The sequence below is a fragment of the Streptomyces sp. NPDC028289 genome, from assembly GCF_055565975.1.
The window spans coordinates 643,566-664,320 of record NZ_JBVHTI010000003.1 but is presented as its reverse complement, the minus strand read 5'-3'; the positions used below and the strand labels follow the sequence as shown (position 1 = coordinate 664,320).

Annotated in this window: 16 protein-coding genes; 8 read left to right on the top strand and 8 right to left on the bottom strand. The window is 71.7% G+C overall.

The window, feature by feature from the left end; all coding sequences use genetic code 11:
* Nucleotides 1–80: 80 nt before the first annotated feature.
* Together ACZ4UV_RS17200 and ACZ4UV_RS17195 are read left to right on the top strand one after the other, a co-directional pair.
* Complete coding sequence (locus ACZ4UV_RS17200; RefSeq protein WP_467838671.1) at nt 81–2,516, top strand: SpoIIE family protein phosphatase; 2,436 nt, start codon at nt 81–83, stop codon at nt 2,514–2,516.
* Nucleotides 2,517–3,138: 622 nt separating this feature from the next.
* On the top strand, nt 3,139–3,693 hold the full coding sequence (locus ACZ4UV_RS17195; RefSeq protein ID WP_390046376.1) for a hypothetical protein: 555 nt from the start codon (nt 3,139–3,141) through the stop codon (nt 3,691–3,693).
* Between the two features lie 242 nt (nt 3,694–3,935).
* On the opposite strand, the gene ACZ4UV_RS17190 is transcribed toward ACZ4UV_RS17195, so the two are convergent.
* Nucleotides 3,936–5,018, bottom strand: a complete 1,083-nt coding sequence (locus ACZ4UV_RS17190) for a vanadium-dependent haloperoxidase (protein ID WP_451018718.1) — start codon at nt 5,016–5,018, stop codon at nt 3,936–3,938.
* Between the two features lie 174 nt (nt 5,019–5,192).
* Entirely contained in the window at nt 5,193–5,729 is a 537-nt protein-coding gene (locus ACZ4UV_RS17185; RefSeq protein WP_451018717.1) for a DinB family protein, read from the bottom strand.
* A 271-nt stretch (nt 5,730–6,000) separates the two neighbouring features.
* Between ACZ4UV_RS17185 and ACZ4UV_RS17180 the strand changes: the two genes are divergently transcribed.
* Nucleotides 6,001–6,531, top strand: coding sequence for a hypothetical protein (locus tag ACZ4UV_RS17180; RefSeq protein WP_451018716.1), 531 nt, complete (start codon nt 6,001–6,003; stop codon nt 6,529–6,531).
* A 90-nt stretch (nt 6,532–6,621) separates the two neighbouring features.
* Here the strand turns inward: ACZ4UV_RS17180 and msrA are convergent, their stop codons facing one another.
* Nucleotides 6,622–7,134: a peptide-methionine (S)-S-oxide reductase MsrA gene (gene msrA / locus ACZ4UV_RS17175; RefSeq protein WP_351486150.1), complete on the bottom strand. Its 513-nt coding sequence runs from the start codon at nt 7,132–7,134 to the stop codon at nt 6,622–6,624.
* A gap of 504 nt (nt 7,135–7,638) precedes the next feature.
* On the opposite strand from msrA, the gene ACZ4UV_RS17170 reads away from it, so the two are divergent.
* Nucleotides 7,639–8,754 (top strand): serine hydrolase domain-containing protein, encoded by a 1,116-nt coding sequence (locus ACZ4UV_RS17170; RefSeq protein ID WP_390044444.1) that lies wholly within the window; start codon nt 7,639–7,641, stop codon nt 8,752–8,754.
* 16 nt (nt 8,755–8,770) lie between these two features.
* Here the strand turns inward: ACZ4UV_RS17170 and ACZ4UV_RS17165 are convergent, their stop codons facing one another.
* On the bottom strand, nt 8,771–9,154 hold the full coding sequence (locus ACZ4UV_RS17165) for a VOC family protein (RefSeq protein WP_390044442.1): 384 nt from the start codon (nt 9,152–9,154) through the stop codon (nt 8,771–8,773).
* Between the two features lie 91 nt (nt 9,155–9,245).
* Here ACZ4UV_RS17165 and ACZ4UV_RS17160 point away from each other — a divergent pair, with 91 nt between their 5' ends.
* The 3 genes from ACZ4UV_RS17160 to ACZ4UV_RS17150 all read left to right on the top strand — a co-directional run bounded on the left by ACZ4UV_RS17160 (nt 9,246) and on the right by ACZ4UV_RS17150 (nt 12,541).
* Complete coding sequence (locus ACZ4UV_RS17160) at nt 9,246–10,298, top strand: ABC transporter substrate-binding protein (protein ID WP_451018731.1); 1,053 nt, start codon at nt 9,246–9,248, stop codon at nt 10,296–10,298.
* Entirely contained in the window at nt 10,299–11,291 is a 993-nt protein-coding gene (locus ACZ4UV_RS17155; RefSeq protein ID WP_390044440.1) for a FecCD family ABC transporter permease, read from the top strand. It begins immediately after the preceding gene.
* Nucleotides 11,292–11,524: 233 nt separating this feature from the next.
* Nucleotides 11,525–12,541 carry a FecCD family ABC transporter permease gene (locus ACZ4UV_RS17150; protein ID WP_467838663.1) on the top strand — a complete coding sequence of 339 codons (1,017 nt, stop codon included), beginning with the start codon at nt 11,525–11,527 and terminating at the stop codon, nt 12,539–12,541.
* 1 nt (nt 12,542) lies between these two features.
* Here ACZ4UV_RS17150 and ACZ4UV_RS17145 read toward each other — a convergent pair whose 3' ends face one another.
* Complete coding sequence (locus tag ACZ4UV_RS17145) at nt 12,543–13,586, bottom strand: NAD(P)-dependent alcohol dehydrogenase (protein ID WP_451022026.1); 1,044 nt, start codon at nt 13,584–13,586, stop codon at nt 12,543–12,545.
* A gap of 174 nt (nt 13,587–13,760) precedes the next feature.
* Here ACZ4UV_RS17145 and ACZ4UV_RS17140 point away from each other — a divergent pair, with 174 nt between their 5' ends.
* The gene (locus ACZ4UV_RS17140) at nt 13,761–14,675 is read left to right on the top strand and encodes a helix-turn-helix domain-containing protein (RefSeq protein ID WP_451022025.1); all 915 of its coding nucleotides are present in this window, start codon (nt 13,761–13,763) and stop codon (nt 14,673–14,675) included.
* A gap of 89 nt (nt 14,676–14,764) precedes the next feature.
* On the opposite strand, the gene ACZ4UV_RS17135 is transcribed toward ACZ4UV_RS17140, so the two are convergent.
* The 3 genes from ACZ4UV_RS17135 to ACZ4UV_RS17125 all read right to left on the bottom strand — a co-directional run bounded on the left by ACZ4UV_RS17135 (nt 14,765) and on the right by ACZ4UV_RS17125 (nt 20,705).
* Complete coding sequence (locus ACZ4UV_RS17135; protein ID WP_451022024.1) at nt 14,765–18,070, bottom strand: S8 family peptidase; 3,306 nt, start codon at nt 18,068–18,070, stop codon at nt 14,765–14,767.
* A 230-nt stretch (nt 18,071–18,300) separates the two neighbouring features.
* A complete protein-coding gene (locus ACZ4UV_RS17130; RefSeq protein WP_451022023.1) occupies nt 18,301–18,984 on the bottom strand; it encodes an ABC transporter ATP-binding protein in 684 nt (227 codons plus the stop codon).
* Between the two features lie 248 nt (nt 18,985–19,232).
* Complete coding sequence (locus ACZ4UV_RS17125) at nt 19,233–20,705, bottom strand: ABC transporter permease (RefSeq protein ID WP_451018785.1); 1,473 nt, start codon at nt 20,703–20,705, stop codon at nt 19,233–19,235.
* Nucleotides 20,706–20,755: the final 50 nt, after the last annotated feature.

Genomic DNA, 20,755 nt, shown 5'->3' with positions numbered 1-20,755 from the left:
GGGTCCGGCGCGTCGGGCAGGGAGTCGCGGGCGGAGACCTCGGGGAGGACCATCGAAGGCACGGAGGCAAGGTGGTGGTCATGGGGACGCCCTCGACGCATTTCAGCGAGAGCCCCGAGGACCCGTTCGCCCTCGGGCGCGGGGCCTCGGCCGTGCTCGACGATCGGGGCACCGTGGTCGGCTGGAGCGCACGTGCGCAGGAGTTGCTGGGCTATCCGGCCGGGAAGGTTCTCGGCCGGGCGTGGCAGGACGTCCTGGTGGACGCCGTCGACCTGCGTGTCGTGCGGTCCGTCGTCCTGGACGCCGTGAAGGCGGGGGGCTGGTTCGGCGTCCTGCCCGTCCGGCACCGCGACGGACACCGTGTGCAGATGGGTTTCCGGGCCCGTGAGATCACCCGCGAAGGGGGCGGTTCGGAGTGGCTCCTGGTCGGTGCGCCGGCCGCGGAGGTCATCGCCTGGCAGCGGGACCGTGCGCTGCTGGACGGCCTGTACCGCCGCTCCCCCATCGGTCTCGTCACCTACGGCCCGGACAGGGCGGTGATCCGGGTCAACCGTGCGATCGAGAAGGCGAGCGGCGTCCCGGCCTCGGCGCCGGTGGGCCGTCATCCCCGTGAGTTCATGGTCGACGAGGACGCGGGTCCGGCCGACGAGCGGGTACGGCACGTCCTGGAGACCGGCGAGCCGTTGATCTTCACGGAGCAGTCCGCCCGGGCACGCCACGATCCCGGCCGGGAACGGATCGTGTCCGTCTCGGCATTCCGGATGGAGGACTCCTCGGGCCGGGTTCTCGGGGTGGCGGAGACGATCCAGGACGTCACCGACCGCCACCGGGCGCAACGCAGGCTCGCCCTGCTGAACGAGGCGAGCAACCTGATCGGAACCTCGCTGGACGTGATACAGACCGCGCGGGAACTGGCCGGGGTGGCTGTCCGCGGCCTGGCCGACCACTGCTCGGTGGACCTCCTCGAACCGGTGACACTCGGTGACGAACCCGTTGCGGGTGTGGCAGGTCCGCTGCTCCGCGCCGCCCTCGCCCCACCGGAACACCGGGTCCCGTACCAGGAGGGCGAAGTGGTCCCGCTGCTCCCGGAGTCCCCGCAGGCGCGGTGCCTGGCCGAGCGTCGCCCGATCCTCGAAGGGCTGCTCTCCCTCCGCCCCGAGTGGTACGCCATGGACCGGCGGCGGATCGAGATCGCCTCCGGTCTCGGCGTCCATTCGCTGATCGCGGTGCCCCTGGTCGCGCGCGGCCTCGTCCTCGGCGTGGTGAGCCTGTGGCGGTCGCGCCATTCGGAGCCCTTCGAGGACGACGATGCCGCGGTGGCCCAGGAGCTGACCTCGCGTGCGGCCGTGTGCATCGACAACGCGCGCCGCTTCACCCAGCAGCAGAGCGCCGCTCTGACTCTTCAGCGCAGTCTGCTGCCCAGCGTGGCGTCCGACCTGCCGGCCGTGGAAGTGGCCTGCCGGTACCTCCCCGCCAGCGGTGAGCCGGGGATCGGGGGCGACTGGTTCGACGTGATCCCGTTGTCGGGGGCCCGGGTGGCGCTCGTCGTGGGAGACGTGGTCGGCCACGGGATCCACGCCGCAGCCTCGATGGGCCGTCTGCGGGCCTCGGCCCGTACCCTGGCCAGCCTGGACCTGGAACCGGACGAGGTGGTGGCGCGCCTGGACGATCTGGTCAGCCTGCTCGCCGCCGAGCTGGAGGCGAACGCCGAAGGCAACCACGCGGCGATCGAGCAGGTGCTCGGGGCCACCTGCCTCTACGCGGTCTACGACCCCGTCTCCCAGCGCTGCTCCCTGGCGCGCGCCGGCCACCCGGCGCCGTTGGTGTCCACCCCGGACGGCGAGGTGACGGTGCTCGAACTGCCTGCGGGGCCGCCGCTGGGCCTGGGCGGCCTGCCGTTCGAGACGTACGATCTCCACCTCCCGGAGGGCAGCCTGCTCACGCTGTACACGAACGGTCTGCTGGAGGCGCGCAACGGCGACGTCGACGCCGCGCTGAAGAACCTGCACGCGTGTCTCACCTACGTCACCGAACCGCTGGAACAGACCTGCCACACCGTGGTCGAGGCGCTGCTGCCCAAAAACCACCGGCCCAACGACGACATCGCGCTGCTCATCGCCCGCACCCGGGTGCTGCGGCCGGAGAACGCCGCCTCATGGCAGCTGCCCCTGGAAGCGACCGCCGCTGCCCGGGCCAGGGAGCTGACCGCGGCGAAACTGACCGAATGGGGGCTGCCCGAACTGGCCTTCACCACCGAGCTGGTCGCCAGCGAGCTCGTCACCAACGCCTACCGGTACGCGACCGGCCCCGCCACCCTGCGCCTCATCCGCACGCACAGCCTGATCTGCGAGGTGTCCGACACCAGCCACACGTCGCCCCACCTCCGGCGGGCCCTCAGCACGGACGAGGGCGGACGCGGGCTCTTCCTGGTCGCACAGCTCACCGAACGGTGGGGCACGCGCTACACCCACGACGGCAAGACCGTCTGGACGGAGCAGCCCCTGCCACCCGCATGACCCGCGGCCTCCAGCACCACGGCCGGCCCTGGGCGGGCGGCGTGCAGACGCGGATTCGGCTTCTGACGGTCCGTAGGCGAAGGACAGAATCAGTTCGGCCACTGGCGCCGACAGCACCGCAGGGACGCCTACGTGAACTACCTGGGTGCCCTGCACGACCGGGACATCGCCATGGACCCGGTGTCGGACCCACTCCGGCCGGAGGTTCCCGACCTGCGTGACGTGGACGAGCACCGCACGAGAACGCGCCTTCCACCAGGCCGTGAAGGACTTCCGCACTGCAGCCGGCACCGTCCTCGGCAACACCGGCCGGCCACTCCGCCGCCCGGCCGCTACGCCGGATGCCGTCTTCGAAGTGCGTGCCGGGGCAGCGCGGCACAGGATCCTGCTCATGCGGACATCTGCCGAGATACGGCCCTGTTCTCCCCCGGCGCGGCGTGGCGGTGCGCGTCATGCCATACCTGCGGCCCTTGCCTGCGGTGTGCTGCTGGCCGGCACTGCGGCGTGCTCGGGAGCCGACGGGCGCAGGAGTCACGTCGGTGCCCCTGGTGTCAACAACCCGGCCGCGCCCGGCTCCGCCGGCCCGGAAGCGGGCCCGCGTCTTCCGGGCGTCGGGAGCCGCATGGGCAAGCGCGTACCGGCAGACGCCCGCCAGGCCGTGGTCGTCTACGGCGACGACACGGACTCCGCCGAGAGCACCGTCGTGCTCTACGAGAAACAGGGCACCGCCTGGAAACGCACCGGCAGTTGGCCCGCGCACAACGGCAGACTGGGCTGGACGACCGACCATCGCATGGACGACGAGCGCAGCCCCGTCGGCGTGTTCTCCCTGACGGATGCGGGAGGGTCGCTCAAGGATCCGGGCAGCCGCCTGCGTTACTGGTACGACGACAATGCCTTCGCCACCATGATCGAGGACGGCGACGAGCACGTCCACGACTTCGACTACGTCATCGCCATCGACTACAACCGGCTCACGGGTGTCCCCCCGTTCGACTGGAGTCGTCCCGACGGAGTGGAGAAGGGCGGCGGCATATGGCTGCACCTGGACCACGGCGACGGCACGTCCGCCTGTGTCACCGTTCCCGAGTCCGGAATGAAGGCCCTGCTGCACACCCTCGATCCCCGCCTTCACCCGGTCGTGGTGATGGGCGACCGGGAGCGGCTGAGCGCCTGACGACCGGTCCCTGCTCCGGTCCGTGTGCGGCGTCCGACGCAACACGCGGCTGACGGCGCTTCGCCTCGGGCCGTTCCGACGCGGCAGCAGGGACAAGGTGCTGACCGAGTTGGGGCAGAGCCTGGTCGACGGCCCGATGACGGCACTTGCGCGCCGGCGGTCGAGCACGGTGAGGGACTTCTCGAAGCGCAGGAGAGCGGTGCCGCGAGCGGCGGTCCGTGAGCGAGGCCCGACGTGGGTCGTCAAGCCTCGCGGCCCCGCGGTTCAGCGGCCACGTCCGCGGTGCGGGTGTGGACGCCGCCCCACACCCGGGCGTCGACGACGTCCCGGTCGAGGTCGCCTGCGGACCCGTAGAACCGCGTGGTGCCGGTGACGTCGGAGGGGACGCGGAGGTCGATGCGCGGGGTGCCGAGGACGCCGGTCGGGGCGCGTGCCACGGCAGCGGCGACGGTCGTGTGACCGGCGATGTAGTCCGGGTGCGGCGGGGTGGGGAGCAGCGGCTCCCAGGCCGGGTCCGCCGTCGTCGCGGGGTTGCCGTCGGTGGCGGCGAGGCGGATGGCGGTGATCGGCCGCCAGGAGCCGTAGTGGAACTTGGCGTCCCATGCCGTGACGACGGCGTCGGTCGCCGACGCGTTGACCGCGGCGAACAGCCGGGCCGTCTCGGCGATGCCGAGCCGGTGCCGGGCGGCGTGGTCCCGTACGGCTGCCTGAACCTGTTCGACCAGGTTGCCGCTGAAGAAGAGGGCGGTCTCGGTCTGCCGCGGGGAGGTGAGCGGGAGGGGGCGGAGCCTTGCGAGCCAGGTGTCGATGAAGGGCTGGAACGCGGGCGGGGTGGGCCGCCAGACCCCCGGTGCCGGGGAAGCGGTGAACGGAACGTCCGCGAACCTTCCGTCGCCTTCCCGGAGTTCGATGATGCGGGCGGCGGCGCGCTTCCCGTAGTCGACGCCCCGGTCTCTGGCCCGACCGGCCGGGAGAGCGGCGAGCGAGTCCGCGTAGGCGGTGTCGAGCCGCTGCCTGAAGGCACGGAAGCAGGTGAGCGGCACGTCGTGGGCCGCGGTGGCGGCGGCCGCCGCGGAGGATGCCCTGGCCGGACCGCGCTCGTGCCATGTGTACAGGGCGTAGCCGCCTTCGATCCCGACCACCGCGTTGTAGACGGCGACGGAGACGAACCCCTCCCAGATCGCTGCCTGCCCGGAGGGGCGCGCGCCGAGGTCGGCCTTGATCGTGTCGGTGGCGACGGAGTTCCACTCGCGGACCACGGCTGCCGGGTCCGGCGCGGTCCTGGCGCCCGCGGCGGGGGCGCCTGTCGCGGCGGTGAGCGTCACGAGAGCGGTGGCCGCGACGGCGCGGACGGATCCCCTGACACGTCGGCGCGGGGGACCGGGAAGAGGGGGCTCTTGGTACACGACGACCTCACTGGAGTTGAGTGTGCCCAAGGCTTGGCAACGGCCCCACTGCGCAACCAAGACAACTCGCCGCAAACCGAACAGGTCCGTCGGCTACTCGCCGGTGGCGCCGTCGACGGCCTCGCGGAGGAGATCCGCATGGCCGACGTGGCGGGCGTACTCTTCGATCACGTGCGCCAGGACGAACCGCACGTCGGTGTCACCGAATTCCGGGTTCGGCACGATGCGCGCCAGATCGGCGGTCACCGTCGCGAACACCTGCCGCGACTCCTCGCACGCCGTGAGGTAGTCGGCGTAGACGTCCCTGGCCGGCGTGGCGTCCGACTCGTCGTACCACTCGCCGCCGTCAGCGGTGACGTAGGTCCGGTAGGGAAAGAAGCGGGGCGTCGCGCCGGCCAGCGTCCGCTGGAACCAGGCACGCTCGACCCCCTGCAGATGGCGCATGAGCCCCAGCAGGGTCAACGCCGACGACCGCACGGGACGCAGCCGCAGTTGTTCGTCCGAGAGGCCCTCGCACTTCCACAGGAAGGTCGCCCGGTGGTAGTCGAGATTCGAGGCGATCACCTCCGGCCACGGGCCCGACACCACGCGCTCGGGCCGGACGATCTTCTGGACCACGATGCCGCTCACGCTGGAGTCTCCTCATCGGTCACCGTGCTCGGCCGAGCACGTCCGCGCAGGAAGACCTCTCCTCGGAGCGGAACTCATCGCTCGATGCCGCCGGTCCACGTGCCGGGTCAACCAGAAGTGCCGGTGGCGCCGTGCCGGGCCGGCGCGGCCGGGCGGCTACGGGGCGACAACGAGCGCGCATCGGGTGGGCAGCGACGCCGCCGCCCGACGGCGCTCGCCCCTACCATCCGGAGGCAGGGGGCCCGTGCGCGCCCTCCGGGCAGGGGGGCTGGTGCGGACGACCACTTCACGGCCGGTGTTCCGGCGCTTCGTCGGCGCCTTCGTGGCGGGCGCGGCGCTGGCCGCGACGAACGGGTGCACGGTTCCCGTCGACGCCGTCGCCGGCATCTCCGTGACCGGCGACGGGCATCTGCTCGGCGTCATGATGATCTGCGGGCATCGGATCGACGGCGCGACCCTCTACGTGGACAGCGACGACACCGACAAGACGGTGACGGTCGGTTCATGGACGTCCGACCGCCACCTCGAGGCCGGTCTCGTCACCTGGCCCCTCGATGCGCCTGCCGCCGGCTGGACCACGACCCGTGCGCTCACTCCGCTCACCGCCGGGACCACCTATGCCCTGTACGGCTGGACCGAGGACAACTCCTGGTCGTCGAGCAGCGTCTCCTTCACCCTGGCCGACCGGGACCGGCTCGCCCCGGGAAAGGTCCTGTACGACGACGTCTCGGACGACGGCGACGAATCCGCCGTCACCCTCTCCCTGGCGCAGTTCAGAGCCAGGGCCTGCCGGGACGCGTGACGCCGGACCGCGGGACGCACGTCGGACACGGCCCGGCGCCACGCGAAGCCTCGGGCAAAGGCTTCCGCGGCGTGCCGGGCCGTCCCGTCGTCAGCCCTCCGCGCGGACGGGCAGCTTCCAGCCCGGGCGCGGGAAGTGGCAGGTGTAGCCGTTCGGGTAGCGCTCCAGGTAGTCCTGGTGCTCGGGCTCGGCCTCCCAGAAGGGGCCGACCGGCTCCACCTCGGTGACGACCTTGCCCGGCCACAGCCCGGAGGCGTCCACGTCCGCGATCGTGTCCTCGGCGATCCGCTTCTGCTCGTCATCGACGTAGTAGATCGCCGAGCGGTAGCTGAGGCCGATGTCGTTGCCCTGGCGGTTCCTGGTGCTCGGGTCGTGGATCTGGAAGAAGAACTCCAGGAGAGCGCGGTAGTCGGTCTTCTCGGGGTCGAAGAGGATCTCGATGGCCTCCGCGTGCGTGCCGTGGTTGCGGTACGTCGCGTTCGCCACGTCACCTCCGGTGTAGCCGACCCGGGTCGCCGTCACTCCCGGCTGCTTGCGGATCAGGTCCTGCATCCCCCAGAAACATCCGCCCGCCAGCACGGCCCTCTGCGTCTGCACAGTCATCGCGACCCCTCCAATACTCGTCGGCCCGATCACCCGGGCTCCTCGGCTCGCACACCGGCGGCCTCCGATGTCCATCCCCCTCAACGCGTCAGGGTTCCCGGCGATTCCGTGTCCCGCGCCTGGTCCGTCGCCGTTTCCGGGGCGGGGGCCGGGGCCGGGTCTTCGTCGAAGGTCGTCTCCGGCGGGGCCTTGCGCAAGCACCTCCTGAGGCAGGCGAGGCAGCAGATGCCGAGGGCCGGCCGGACCTGACCGAAGGTCCGGGCTCCGGGGGCGGCGCTCCGCGCGGGTGACGCGGGCGGGGCGGCCATGTGCGTCGGGCTGATGCGCCGAGCGCTCTGCCGGGAGTGCCGCGGTGTGCCGTCTGTCGACTGCGGCGCCATCGCGGCTGGTCGCGCAGTTCCTCCCCCAGCGTTCGGCCGGGGGCACCCCCAGCGCCCCTGCGGGGCGCTCCGCTGCGCCGATATTCGGTTGCCGGGGCGCGCTTCTGCGGGCTCAATGGCGTGCATGGCCGACATCCAGGGCTCGTACGACGAATTGTTCACCGCCGTGCCCTCCACACTCGCCGGATTCGTCGACGAAGGCGACGTGGGCGGCGCCGTGGCCGTCTTCGTGGACGGGAAGCCGGTGGTGGACGTGTGGGCCGGGTTCGCCGACGCCGGACGGACCCGGGCGTGGGAGCGGGACACGATCGTCAACGTGTTCTCCGTGACCAAGACGATGACCGCGCTGTGCGCGCTCGTCCTGATCGACCGGGGCGCGCTGGATCCGGACGCGCCGGTCGCCCGCTACTGGCCCGAGTTCGCCGCGGCCGGCAAGCAGAACGTGCTGGTGCGGCAGGTGCTGTCGCACACCGCCGGGCTGCCCGACTGGGTGGGACCGGCCGAGGAGCTGTACGACTGGACGACCGCCACGGCCCGGCTCGCCGGGCAGGCCCCGCAGTGGGAGCCGGGGACCGCGGCCGGGTACCACTCGCTCACCCAGGGGTTCCTCGTGGGTGAGGTGCTGCGCCGGATCACCGGGCGGAGCGTGGGCGAGTTCTTCGCCGCGGAGGTGGCCGGGCCGCTCGGCGCCGACTTCCACCTCGGCCTCGGCCCCGAGCACGACCCGCGGGTGGCGCTGACCGTGCCGCCGCCGGGCCGGGACGAGGACTACACGGCGAGTGCGGCGAGCCGCGACGCGACCCCCGCCGCCCCCACCACCGCCACCGCTCTCCGCGTCCGGGACGGCAACAGCCTTGCCTGGCGCCGCGCGCAGATCCCCGCGGCGAGCGGCTACGGCAACGCCCGCTCGGTCGCCCTCGTCCAGTCCCTGCTCGCCTGCGGCGGAACCGTCGGCGGGGTGCGGGTGCTGTCCCCCGAGGGGTGCGAGCGGGCCCGGGAGCTCCAGTTCGAGGGCGAGGACCGCGTCCTCGGCATGCCGGCCCGGTACGGCCTCGGCTACGGCCTCTTCGGCAGCGCCCTCGGCTGGGGCGGCTGGGGCGGCGCGCTGGTCTGGGTCGACCCCGACGAGCGGCTGGCGATGGCGTACGTGACGAACCAGATGCGCGAGCCCGCCGCCGACAACCGGGGCATCGAGCTGGTCATGGCCGCCCAGGACGGCCTCAAGGGGCTCCGGGCCTGACGACCGGCGCCCGGGGTCAGCCGCCGCTGCCGTAGGGGCGGGTGAGGATCTCCAGGCGGTGGCCGTCGGGGTCGTCGAAGTAGGTGCCGCGGCCACCGTCGTTGGTGTTGACCTCGCCGGGACGGCTGTGGTGCGGGTCGGCCCAGTAGCTGAGGCCGGCTTCCCGGACCCGGGTGAAGATCTGGTCGAAGTCGTCCTCGGAGACCAGGAAGGCGTAGTGCTGCGGCGGGATGTCCCCGGGGGTGTCCATGTAGTCGAGGGTGACGCCGTTGGGCAGCGCGACCGGGGCGAACGGGCCGTAGTCCGGGCCGACTTCGAGACCGAGGATGTCGGCGAGGAACTTCGCCGAGGCGTGCCTGTCGTGCGCGGCGACGATGGTGTGGTTCAGGTTCACGGTCATCGTGGGACCTCCTCCCGTCCAACGTACCCCCGACACCAGCTAAGGTAAGGCTCACCTTAGTCATTGATCGGGAGAGTCAGTCGTGCGTGCGTTGAGGTTGAGGGCCGTCCTGGCGGTGTCCGCCGTGACCGTGGTGGGCGGCCTGCTGGCCGGCTGCTCGTCGTCCGGCGGTGACGACGATGCCGCTGCCGCCGCCCACGGCGACGGAACCGTGAACAAGGTCGCCGGCGCCTCCGCGGGCCCCTCCGCCGCGCCGAGTGCCCTCGCCGACGGGATGGGCTCCGACACCGACACCGACGGCGTCTTCCCGCGCACGGTCACCCACTTCGAGGGCAGCACCACCATCGAGGCACAGCCGAAGCGGATCGCGGTGCTCAGCACCGGGCAGCTCGACGACCTGCTCACCCTCGGCATCGTCCCGACCGCAGGCACCCGCGCCGAGAATGCCGGACTGGTCCCCGGCTACCTCGCCGACGCCTTCCCGCAGTACAGGAAGAAGCTCGCCGCGATGACCGACGCGGGCACCCGCCAGTCCCCCAACCTGGAGTCCCTGGCCGCCGCCAGGCCCGACCTGATCCTGGTCAACGACTCGCTCGGCGACCTCTACCCCCAGCTGTCGAAGATCGCCCCGACCGTCGTCACGGCCGGCAACGGCATCAACTGGAAGCGGGACCTGCTGCTCGTCGGGGACGCGGTCGGCGAGGGGCAGAAGGCGCAGGAACTCCTCGACGGCATCGTCGGCAACGCGAAGGAGAGCGGTTCCGCCCTCGACGGCTCGGCCACCGTGTCCATGGTCCGCTTCACGCCCGACCGCACCCGGATGTTCGGCGTCTCCTCCTTCACCGGCTCGATAGCCGTCGACATGGGCCTCTCCCGCCCCAGGTCCCAGCAGTTCAACGCCATTTCGCTGGACATCAGCGCGGAGAAGGTCGACACCGCCGACGGCGACTGGATCTTCTACTCCGTGCAGGGCGACGCGGCGAAGACGGACGCGGCGGCCGTGCTCGCCGGGCCGCTGTGGAAGTCGATGAAGGCGGTCAGGGCCGGGCACGCCGTCCAGGTCGACGACGACCCCTGGTACCTCAACGCCGGCCCCACGGCCGCGCGTCTGGTCGTACGGCAGCTCGCCGAGCACCTGCGTTAAGTGCGCCGCGCCCTGCTCTGGCCGACGGCCGCCCTCGCGGTGGCCGTCGTCGCCGTGCTCAGCCTCGCCGTCGGCACGCGTGCCGTACCGCCGGCGACCGTCCTCGACGCCCTGCTGCACGGCGGGTCCTCCCCCGACGCGCTCGTGGTCCGCTCCCTCCGCCTGCCCCGCACCGAGGTCGGCCTCACCGCGGGCGCCGCGCTCGGCCTCGCCGGGGCCACGCTCCAGGCGGTCACCCGCAACCCGCTCGCCGATCCAGGCATCCTGGGCCTGAGTCAGGGGGCGGCGGCCGGGGTCGTGCTCGCCATCGTCCTCGGCGGCTCCGGGTACGGCTTCGGGGCCTACGTCTGGTACGCCTTCACCGGCGCCGTCGCCGCCGCGTGCCTGGTGTACGGGGTCGCGGCGCGCGGGCGGGGCGGGGCCTCCCCGGTGAAGCTGGCGCTCGCCGGCACCGCCCTGTCCGCGATGACCGCGGGCGCGACGACCGTCGTCCTCACCTCCAGCTCGGCGACGCTCGACCAGTTCCGGTTCTGGCAGGTGGGGGCGCTGAGCGGGCGGGACGCGGGGACGGTCGTACGGATGCTGCCGTTCCTGGCGGTGGGCACCGTGCTGGTGCTGTCCTGCGCCCGGGGGCTGGACGCGCTGGCGCTCGGCGACGAGGCGGCGCGGGCGCTGGGGCACCGGGTGCAGGTGGTCCGGGGGTGCGCCGCGCTGGGCGCGACGCTGCTGACGGCCGCGGCGGTGGCCGCGGCCGGGCCGATCGCGTTCGTCGGGCTGGTGGTACCGCATCTGGCGCGGCGGCTGGTCAGGGGCGGGGGGTACGGGCGCGTGCTGCCGCTGTCGGCGCTGCTCGGGGCGGGGCTGCTGGTGGGCGCCGATGTGGTGGGCCGGGTGGTGCGGGCTCCTGCGGAGGTGCCGGCCGGGGTGATGACGGCGTTGGTGGGGGTGCCGGTGCTGGTGGCCCTGGTACGGAGGAAAGGGGCCGTGACGTGAGCCGCACCCGGGATCGGGGCCGGGGGCGGGGGGTTGCACCTACCGGCGCTGGCAGGGCGCCGCTGCGCCCACCCTCCCCCACGCTCGGCTTCGCTCGCGCGGGGGGACCCCCATCGCCCCAGCTGAGCAGCTGCGACGCTGTCTGCGGGTGCCGCGGCAGGAGAGACGCGGCGGTGCAGCGCCCCGCAAGGGGCGCGGGGAACTGCGCGATCAGCCCCCACCGGCCTGCAGTCGTGGTGCTACGGCCCCACCCCCGCCTTTCCCTCGTCCTTCAGAAGCGTTCGATTCTCGTCGCCCTCGCCCTGCTCGCCCTCCTCGCCGTCGCCATGACCGCCTCCGCCTGCCTCGGTCAGACCTACATCTCCCCCGCCGGCGTCTGGCGCACCCTCCGCGGCGAGCAGACCCCCTACGGCCTCGTCGTCAACGAGCTGCGCGTCCCCCGCATCGTGCTCGGCGCCCTCGTCGGCGGCTCGCTCGGCCTCGCCGGGGCCCTCGTGCAGACCGTCACGCGGAACCCGCTGGCCAGCCCCGACGTCATCGGGGTGGGCCACGGCGCCGCCGCCGCGACCGTGCTCGCGCTGGCCACCGGTGCCGTCGCCTCGCCCGCCGCGATGCCCGTCGTCGCCGTCGGCGGCGGGCTGACCGCCGCCGCCCTGGTCTACGCGCTCGCCTGGCGCCACGGCATGCAGCCCAGCCGCTTCGTGCTCACCGGCGTCGGTATCGGCGTCGCCCTGTCCGCCGTCGTCCAGCTGTATCTCACCGACAGCGAGCTGGACGCGGCCGAGCAGGTCAAGCTGTGGCTGACCGGCAGTCTGAACGGGCGGGGGTGGGAGCAGGCCGGGCCGCTCGCCGTCGTACTCCTCCTCGCCCTGCCGGGGCTGGTGTGGGCGAGCCGGGCGGCGCGGCCGCTCGGGCTCGACCCCGACACCGCCGCCGCCCTCGGCCTCCGCGTGGACCGGGCCCGGCTCGGCCTCACCGCCCTCGGCGTCGTGCTCGCCGCCGCCGCGACCGGTGCCGCGGGGCCCATCGGGTTCGTCGCGCTGACCGCGCCGCAGCTGGCGAGGCGGCTCACCCGCACCCCCCAGCTGCCGCTGGTCTGCTCGGCGCTGACGGGCGCGCTCGTGCTGGTGACCGCCGACCTGGTGGCGCGCACCCTGGTCCCCCCGCTGGAGATCCCGGTGGGTGCGCTGACCTCCCTGGTCGGCGGCCCCTATCTGCTCTGGCTCCTCGGCCGGAGGCAGCGGCGGTAACTCAGATCGTCGCCGTGTCGATCACGAAGCGGTAGCGGACGTCGCTGTTCACGACCCGGTCGTACGCCTCGTTGATCTGGTCGGCGCTGATCAGCTCGATCTCGGCGCCCAGGTTGTGCTCGGCGCAGAAGTCGAGCATCTCCTGGGTCTCCGGGATGCCGCCGATGCCGGAGCTGCTCAGGCTGCGGCGGTTGCCGAAGACGGAGGAGAGCAGGATGTGCACCGGCTCCTCGGGGATGCCGACGTTCACCATGGCGCCGTCGGTCTTCAGCAGCGAGAGGTAGGCGTCGAAGTCGAGCGGGGCCGACACCGTGTTGAGGATGATGTCGAAGGTGCCCTTGAGGTCCTGGAAGGTCTTCGGGTCGCTGGTCGCGTGGTAGTGCGTGGCGCCCAGCTTCAGGCCGTCGTCCTTCTTGCGCAGGGACTGGGAGAGGACGGTGACCTCGGCGCCCAGGGCGGCGGCGATCTTCACGCCCATGTGGCCCAGGCCGCCGAGGCCGACGACCGCGACCTTCTTGCCGGGACCGGCGTTCCAGTGCTTCAGGGGCGAGTAAGTGGTGATGCCGGCGCAGAGGAGGGGGGCCGCGACGTCGAGGGGGAGGCCGTCGGGGATGCGGACGACGTAGTTCTCGTCGACGACGACCTTCTGCGAGTAGCCGCCGTAGGTCGGCTGCCCGTCCTTGCCGACGCCGTTGTACGTGAAGGTGGGGCCGCCGCCGGTGCAGTACTGCTGGAGACCGGCCTTGCAGTTGTCGCACTCGCGGCAGGAGTCGACCATGCAGCCGACGCCCACGCGGTCCCCCACCGCGTACTTGGTGACACCCGGGCCGACCTCGGAGACGACGCCCGCGATCTCGTGACCGGGCACCATCGGGAAGATCGCCGTACCCCAGCCCTCGCGGGCCTGGTGGATGTCGGAGTGGCAGATACCGGCGAACTCGATGTCGATGAGGACGTCGAACTCGCCGACCGCGCGCCGCTCGATCGTGGTCCGCTCCAGCGGTGCCTTGGCGGCGGGCGCGGCGTAAGCAGCAACAGTGGTCATGAGGGGGGTTCTCCTAGAGGTGTCTTCGCACCCGGTCGCCTTCTTCCGTCCCGGGCACGTTTCCAGGCTCCTCCACGCTACGTCCGTCACCCAGCCCCCGCCTCTGCGTACGTCTGCCGTGCCTACCACTGGCGGGATCAGGTTCGGGTGCGTACGACCGTGAATACTGGATGTATGGAAGACCAGCCCCTCCCCTCCGCAGCCGGCCCCGCCACCGCCTCCCCGTCCCTGGACCGGCGTGCCGAGCTCAGCGAGTTCCTGCGCACCCGGCGGGCCCGGCTGAGCCCCTCCGACGTGGGGCTGCCGGACTTCGGGCGGCACCGCAGGGTGCCGGGGCTCAGGCGCGAGGAGCTGGCGCAGCTGGCCGGGGTGTCGGTGGCGTACTACACGCGCCTGGAACAGGGCAACGGGCGGAACGTCTCGGCGGAGGTGCTGGACTCGATCGCCCGCGCGCTGCGGCTCACCGACGCCGAGCACGCGCATCTCACCCACCTCGCCAAGGGCAAGCAGCACAAGAAGAAGGCGTCGGCGCGGCCGCAGCAGGTGCGGGCGTCGCTGGGGCAGCTGCTGGAGTCGATGGAGGGCGTGCCCGCGTACATCGTGGGGCGGCGCTCGGAGATCCTGGCGTGGAACCGGATGGCGGCGGCGCTCTTCGGCGACTGGGCGGAGCTGCCGGCGGCGGAGCGCAACTGGGCCCGGCTGACGTTCCTGCGGCCCGACTACCGTGAGCTCTTCGTCGAGTGGGAGCAGAAGGCGATCGACATCGTGTGCCAGCTGCGGATGGACGCGGGCTGCTACCCGGACGACCCCCGGCTCTCCGCGCTGGTCGGCGAGCTCTCGGTCAAGAGCGAGGAGTTCCGCCGGCTGTGGGCGACCCACGACGTCAAGGAGAAGTCGTACGGGGTGAAGCGGATGAACCATCCGCTGGTGGGTGAGCTGTCCCTGAACTACGAGTCGTTCCGCATGGCGGGCGACCAGGACCAGACCCTGGTCACGTACCACGCGGAACCGGGCTCGGCGTCGGCCGAGGCGCTGCGCCTGCTGGCCAGCTGGGGCACGGACGCCACCCGGGTCGCCCCCGCCCCCTGACCGACGGCATCCACGGCATGGAGAACGGCCCGCCGGAAGCCGCGCTTCCGACGGGCCGCTCGCTGGGGTGTCTACTCAGCGGTCACGGCTCACTTGCCGTAGTACGCGTCGTAGATCGAGATCATCGACTTGTTGCCCTTCTTGTCGACGATCGTGGCGCGGAACGAGACGGCCTTGCCCTTGGCCGGGTTCTTGACGGTGACCTTGCCGTGGCTGACCGTCACCTTCCGCCAGTTCCGGCCGTGGTCGTAGGACACGTAGACCGTGAGGGACTTCAGGTTGCGGCCGGCGGCCGCGCCCTCGACGGTGACCGGGAAGGTGACCTTCTTGCCCGCCTCGACACGGCTGTCCGCGCCGGTGGCGGCACCGAAGTGCACGGTGGAGGCCGGGAGCTGGGCCGGCGCGGTGTTGCCGGCCGGCTTCTTCGAGTGGAAGGTCCAGCTCGCGTCGATCCGGGTGGAGGCGGCGGCGACCTTGGCCGAGCGGGTGACCGAGGTGGTCAGCCTGTACTCGGCGTTCGCGGACGGCACCGTGAACACGCCGTCGCCGAACAGCGGGTCCTTGTTGGAGCCCACCTTGGTGCCGTTGCGGTACAGGGTGGTGTTCACCGACAGGAAGTCGGAGGACCCGGCGTGCCTGGCGCTGTCGGAGAACAGCGGGACCACGCCGAAGATCTGGTTGCCGTCACGGAACAGGCCGTACTCGCGGCTCAGGTGCGGGCCGAAGACGGCCCTGTTGAAGGTGTTGCGGTAGGTCTGGCCGGCCCTGTAGGTCTTCGGGTCGCCCAGCGTGTAGAAGGCGTCGGCGATCGGCACGCCCTGGGCGTCGTGGCCGGAGAACTGCGTGACGTCGAAGGCCCACTGGGCGTGGTCCACGGTGGAGATGTGGAAGGTGCGGGTGGTGGGCAGCTTCTGCTCCACCGCGTCACCCATCACGACGTCCTCGCCGACCACGCCCCACGGGGCGACCGAGCCGGTCTTGTTCGGCGCGGAGGCGCCGACGGCGTTCGTGACCGTGGCGAGCTCACCGGTCTTGAAGTGCCGGACCTTGTCGCCCTGGACCTTCTTGACCTGGGCGCTGGTGGCGACGTCGTACTCCTCGCCGGCGCCCCTGGTGAACTGACCGCTCCAGGTCTGGGTCAGACCGCTGACCTCGCCACCCAGCGGGGCGAGCCGGATCTTGTCGAAGGTGTCGAAGCCGACCCCGAACCCGATGCCGGCCGGGTCGTACATGTAGTCGACGGTCGCCGAGTGCGGGGTGGCCTGCGCGTCCGGCACCGTGATGTCGGCGGACCTGGTGGTGCGGGCGTCGATGGTGAGCGTGAGGTCCTTGGTGACGCTCAGCTTCGGGTTGACCAGCCAGTCGAGACCGCCGTCGAAGGTGGTGAAGTCCTTGGCGATCCAGGCGTCGAGCAGGTACGTGCCCTTGGGCACCCGGATGGTGGCGGTCCCGGAGTTGTCGGCCGGCACGACGTAGTCGCGGCCGTCGCCGAGGCCCGAGTAGTTCACGAGGTCGGTGCTGTAGACACCGGTCGGGTTGCCGTCGCGTCCGATGTGCTTGACGGTGACGTTGTACGACTGCACCTCGCGCTGGACCGCGGCCGCCGTGCGGATGCTCTGGCCGCCGCCGGTCGCCGTGACGTACGCCGAGTAGGCGCCGTCGAGGGTGCCGCCCAGCTTCGTGTCGACGGTGACGTCGACGGAGGCCTTGCCGCCCGCCGGGACGGTCACCTTGGTCGCGCCGAGCTTGAAGAAGCCGGCCGGGGCCGCCGCGCCCTTGGGGTCGGTGGCGGTCGCCGCGAGGCTGAGGGTGACGTCCTTGGTGCCCAGGTTGCGGTAGGTCAGCTGCTTGGTGACCGGGGTGTCGTCGGTGTGCGGCCACTGCTGCACACCGAAGTTCACCGACACGGGGTCGGCGAGCACGGTCTGCTTGATGGCCTTGTCGACGGCGATCCGGCCCGAACCCTGCTGGAACGGCGTGTACGTGCCGCCCTTCGCGGAGCCGGCCAGGGCCGCCTTCAGCTCCTGGTAGCCCCAGTCGGGGTGCTCCTGCTTGAGGATCGCGGCGGCGCCCGCGACGTGCGGGGTCGCCATCGACGTGCCGGAGATGGTCAGGTAGCCGGGCGGGTTCTCGCCGACCTCCTGGTCGATGACGCTGCCCTTGGCCGCAGCCGCGGTGATGTCGACGCCGGGCGCGGTGACGTCCGGCTTGATGGAGCCGTCGGCGGCGGGGCCGGTGGAGGAGAAGTCGGCGAGCTTGTCGTTGCCGTCGACGGCGCCGACGGTGAGCGCGTCGGCGGCGCTGCCCGGCGAACCGATCGACTCGGGGCCCTCGTTGCCCGCGGCGATCGCGAACAGGATCCCCTTCTGCTCGGAGAGCTTGTTGACCTCGGCTTCGAGCGGGTCGATCTCCGGGGTGTCGAAGCCGCCCAGGCTGAGGTTGACGACGTCGGCGCCCTCGGCCGCCGCCCACTCCATGCCGGCGAGGATGCCGGAGTCGTCACCGGAGCCGGTGTCGTCCAGGACCTTGCCGTTGAGAATCTTCGCGCCGGGCGCGACACCCGTGTACTTGCCGTGCGACTTGGCACCGGTGCCCGCCGCGATGGACGCGACGTGCGTGCCGTGGCCGAAGTGGTCGGAGGCGTCGGCTGCCGCGCTGAAGTTCTTGGACTCGATCACCTGGTCCTTGAGGTCCGGGTGGGTGGTGTCGACACCGGTGTCGAGCACGGCGATCTTGACGCCCTTGCCGTTGTAACCGGCCTTCCATGCCGTGGGCGCGCCGATCTGCGGCACGGACTTGTCCAGGCTGGCCTTGCGGACGCCGTCGAGCCAGACGTGCGCGATGCCGGAGGCGGCCTTGTCGCCGTTGGTGACCGCGTCCCACAGCTCGGGCGTCTCCTTGGCCGGGGTCTGCACGGCGTCCGCGTTCAGCGTCTTCAGGCTGTGCCGCAGCGTGCCGGCGTCCCGGACGTCGGCCTTGGTCGCGGTGGCCGCGCCCTGGTACCCGACGATGACCTTCAGGCCGTTCTTCTGCGCCCTGCGGGTCGCGGCCTTGTTCAACTCGGTGACGTCGAACAGCCGTTGGTCCAGCTTGCCGGAGGCCACCAGCTGGACGGCGTCACCGGGGACGACGAGGGTGTGCCCGTCGACCTTGCTGATCCGGAAGGGTATGTGCTGGCGCCCCTTGGCCCGCTCCAGGCCGACGACCCGGCCCTTGGCGTCGAGGGCGACCCGGTCGCCGGTGATCAGGGTGACGTGGTGCTTGGCGGTGAGCGAAGAGGCGGCCGCTGCCGAAGCGGCGCGCGATTCCGGCTTCGCCGATGCCGGGCTGGTCATGCCCGCGGCGAGCGCGACGGCCGCCGCTGTGGCCACCGTGGCCGCGGCGGCTCTTTTCACTTGTCTGCGCAAGACTCCCCCAGGAGACGGTGTACCGGGCGAATTCCCCGTTCACCCGGCCGGGGGCAGTCTCGTACGCACATACGTCAACCCCCCGGAATACGGAGTATGCCGGGGGGCGATCAGCGGGCTCAATAGATGAGAGACCGGTAAGAAGAGTGCGGGACAACTGTTACGCGCCGGGGTGAACACCGTTACACAACCGCGCGGTTGGGCGCGGCGCGCCGGTGTTATGCGCCGGCGTTCTCCTTGACGGTGATCTTGCCCTTGCGGATGGTCGCGAGGCGCGGGGCCTTCTTCGCGATGGCGGAGTCGTGGGTGACCATGATGAAGGTCAGACCGTGCTCCTTCCACATGCGCTCCAGTACGTCCATGATCTCGTCGCGCATGCCCTCGTCGAGGTTGCCGGTGGGCTCGTCGGCGAGCAGCACCTTGGGGTGCTTGACGAGGGCCCGGGCGATGGCGACGCGCTGCTGCTGGCCGCCGGACAGCTCGGAGGGCAGGTGGCCGAGGCGCTCGCCGAGACCGACCGACGTCAGCGCCTCGGCGGCGCGTTCGCGCCGTTCCTTGGTCTTGACGCCGAGCGGGACGAGGGCGGTCTCGACGTTCTCCTGGGCGGTGAGCGTCGGGATCAGGTTGAACGACTGGAAGACGAAACCGATGTTCTCGCTGCGGACCCGGGTCAGCTTCGTCTCGGAGAGCTTCGCCAAGTCGGTGCCGTCGAGGACGACTTCGCCGGAGGAGGGGCGGTCGAGTCCTCCCAGCATCTGCAGGAGGGTGGACTTGCCGCCGCCGGTGGGGCCCTGGATGACCAGGCGGTCGCCGTCGGCGATGGTGAGATCGATGCCGTCGAGGGCGCGGACGGTGTCCTTGCCCCGGGTGTAGAGCTTGGTGACGTTTCTGAGTTCGTACATGGTGGCTCCTGGAGGGTTTTCGGGGTGGGGCGGTCGGTTGTCGGCTGCGGGCCGGTGGGGGTCGCTCGCGCAGTTCCCCGCGCCCCTGAAGGGGCGCTGCAGCCGGCGCTTCTTCCCAGCCGCGGGCAGTCGTGCCGCTGGGGCGGCACGGGTGGGCGCTGGGGGTCCCCCCGGCCGAAGGCTGGGGGAGGCACCGGGCAAGCGCCGGTGAGCGTCCCCACCCCGCCCCCCGCCCCAGCCGGCGTCGGCTACTCGACGCGCCGAAGTGCATCCGCCGGCCGCAGCCTGGACGCGCGCCAGCCGCCGAACGCGCCCGCGATCAGGCCGCCGGCCACCGCGAGGCCCACCGCGAGGACGATCGTCGTCACGCTGACCGGTGCCGTGAGGGCGACCTCCAGGGTCTTCGCGGTCTGCCGGCCGGGACCGCCGCCGAAGCCGCCGCCACCACCGGGGCCGCCACCCGCGTTGCCACCGCCGCCGCCGAGGGACGCCTCCAGGGTGGGGCTGATCGAGGTGACGACGTACGCGCCGACCAGGCCGAGCGCGATCCCGAGCGCACCGCCGACCAGGCCGTTGACCATGGCCTCGCCGATGACCTGCCGGGTGACCCGGCCGGACTTCCAGCCCAGCGCCTTCAGCGTGCCGAACTCACGGACGCGGCGGGAGACCGCCGAGGAGGTGAGCAGGCCGGCGACCAGGAACGCGGCCACGAGCACCGCGATGGACAGCCACTTGCCGACGTTGGTGGCGAGCGAGGACGCCGTGGACAGCGATCCGGAGACGGTGTCCGCGAGGTCGGCGGAGGTGGTGACCGTCGTACCCGAGACGTTGCTCTGGATGGTCTTCTTGACCGAGGAGATCTGCTTGGAGTCGGTCGCCTTGACGTAGATCGTGGTGACCTTGTTCTTCTCGTCGGCGAGTGTCTGCGCCTGCTTCAGCGGCATGTACAGGTTGGCCGCCGCGTCACCGCTGTCGGCCGTCGCGATGCCGATGATGGTGAACTTGACCTTGTTGATGGTGACGGTCGAACCGACCTTGTACTTCTTCTCCTTGGCGTACGCCGAGTCGGCGACCAGGACCTTGGCGTCCGTCTCGGTGGTCTTGAAGGTACGGCCGCTGGTGATCTTCGACGAGGTCAGCGGGCCGACCTCGGTCTGGGTGACGTCGGTGCCGTAGACCGTGTACGAGTTGACGTCGAAGTTGGCGCCACCGCCCTTGACCTCGCCCTGCGGCTGGCCGTTGCCGCCGCCGCCGAAGCCGCCGCCGTTGCCGCCGTTGCCGCCGGAGCCCTGGTTCTGCTGGAACTGACCCCGCGTGAACTGGCCGCTGATCTTTACCACGTTGAGGTTCAGCCCGCCGACCGCGGTCGCGACGCCCTTCTGGCCGCCGACCTTGGTGACGGTGGTGGAGGCGAGGGTGGTGAAGCCCTGCACCATGACACGGTCACTGCTCTGCGTGCTCGACGAACCGTTGTTCTGCGCGTCGAAGTTGAAGCGGGGCCGCTGGGAGGCGCTCGTGGTCGCCGACGCGGCCTTGGTGACCGTCATGTCCGTACCCAGGCCGTACAGCGACTGGAGGACCTTGTCCTGTGCCTTCCCCATGCCGTTGGACACGGAGTTGACCACGATGACCAGTGCGATGCCCAGCGCGAGGCCGGAGGCGACGACGAGAGCCGCCTTTCTGCGGCGGCGCAGTTCGCGCCTCAGGTAGGTGAAGAACATGACCCGCAAGGTAGGGACGCACCGTGATGGCTCGATAAGGCCTAAATAAG

Bases quoted from the DNA above. Each gene is read 5' to 3' on its own strand.
- ACZ4UV_RS17200 (WP_467838671.1), top strand. From the start codon at position 81: ATGGGGACGCCCTCGACGCATTTCAGCGAGAGCCCCGAGGACCCGTTC.
- ACZ4UV_RS17195 (WP_390046376.1), top strand. From the start codon at position 3,139: ATGGGCAAGCGCGTACCGGCAGACGCCCGCCAGGCCGTGGTCGTCTAC.
- msrA (WP_351486150.1), bottom strand. From the start codon at position 7,134: ATGACTGTGCAGACGCAGAGGGCCGTGCTGGCGGGCGGATGTTTCTGG.
- ACZ4UV_RS17170 (WP_390044444.1), top strand. From the start codon at position 7,639: ATGGCCGACATCCAGGGCTCGTACGACGAATTGTTCACCGCCGTGCCC.
- ACZ4UV_RS17165 (WP_390044442.1), bottom strand. From the start codon at position 9,154: ATGACCGTGAACCTGAACCACACCATCGTCGCCGCGCACGACAGGCAC.
- ACZ4UV_RS17145 (WP_451022026.1), bottom strand. From the start codon at position 13,586: ATGACCACTGTTGCTGCTTACGCCGCGCCCGCCGCCAAGGCACCGCTG.
- ACZ4UV_RS17140 (WP_451022025.1), top strand. From the start codon at position 13,761: ATGGAAGACCAGCCCCTCCCCTCCGCAGCCGGCCCCGCCACCGCCTCC.
- ACZ4UV_RS17130 (WP_451022023.1), bottom strand. From the start codon at position 18,984: ATGTACGAACTCAGAAACGTCACCAAGCTCTACACCCGGGGCAAGGAC.
- ACZ4UV_RS17125 (WP_451018785.1), bottom strand. From the start codon at position 20,705: ATGTTCTTCACCTACCTGAGGCGCGAACTGCGCCGCCGCAGAAAGGCG.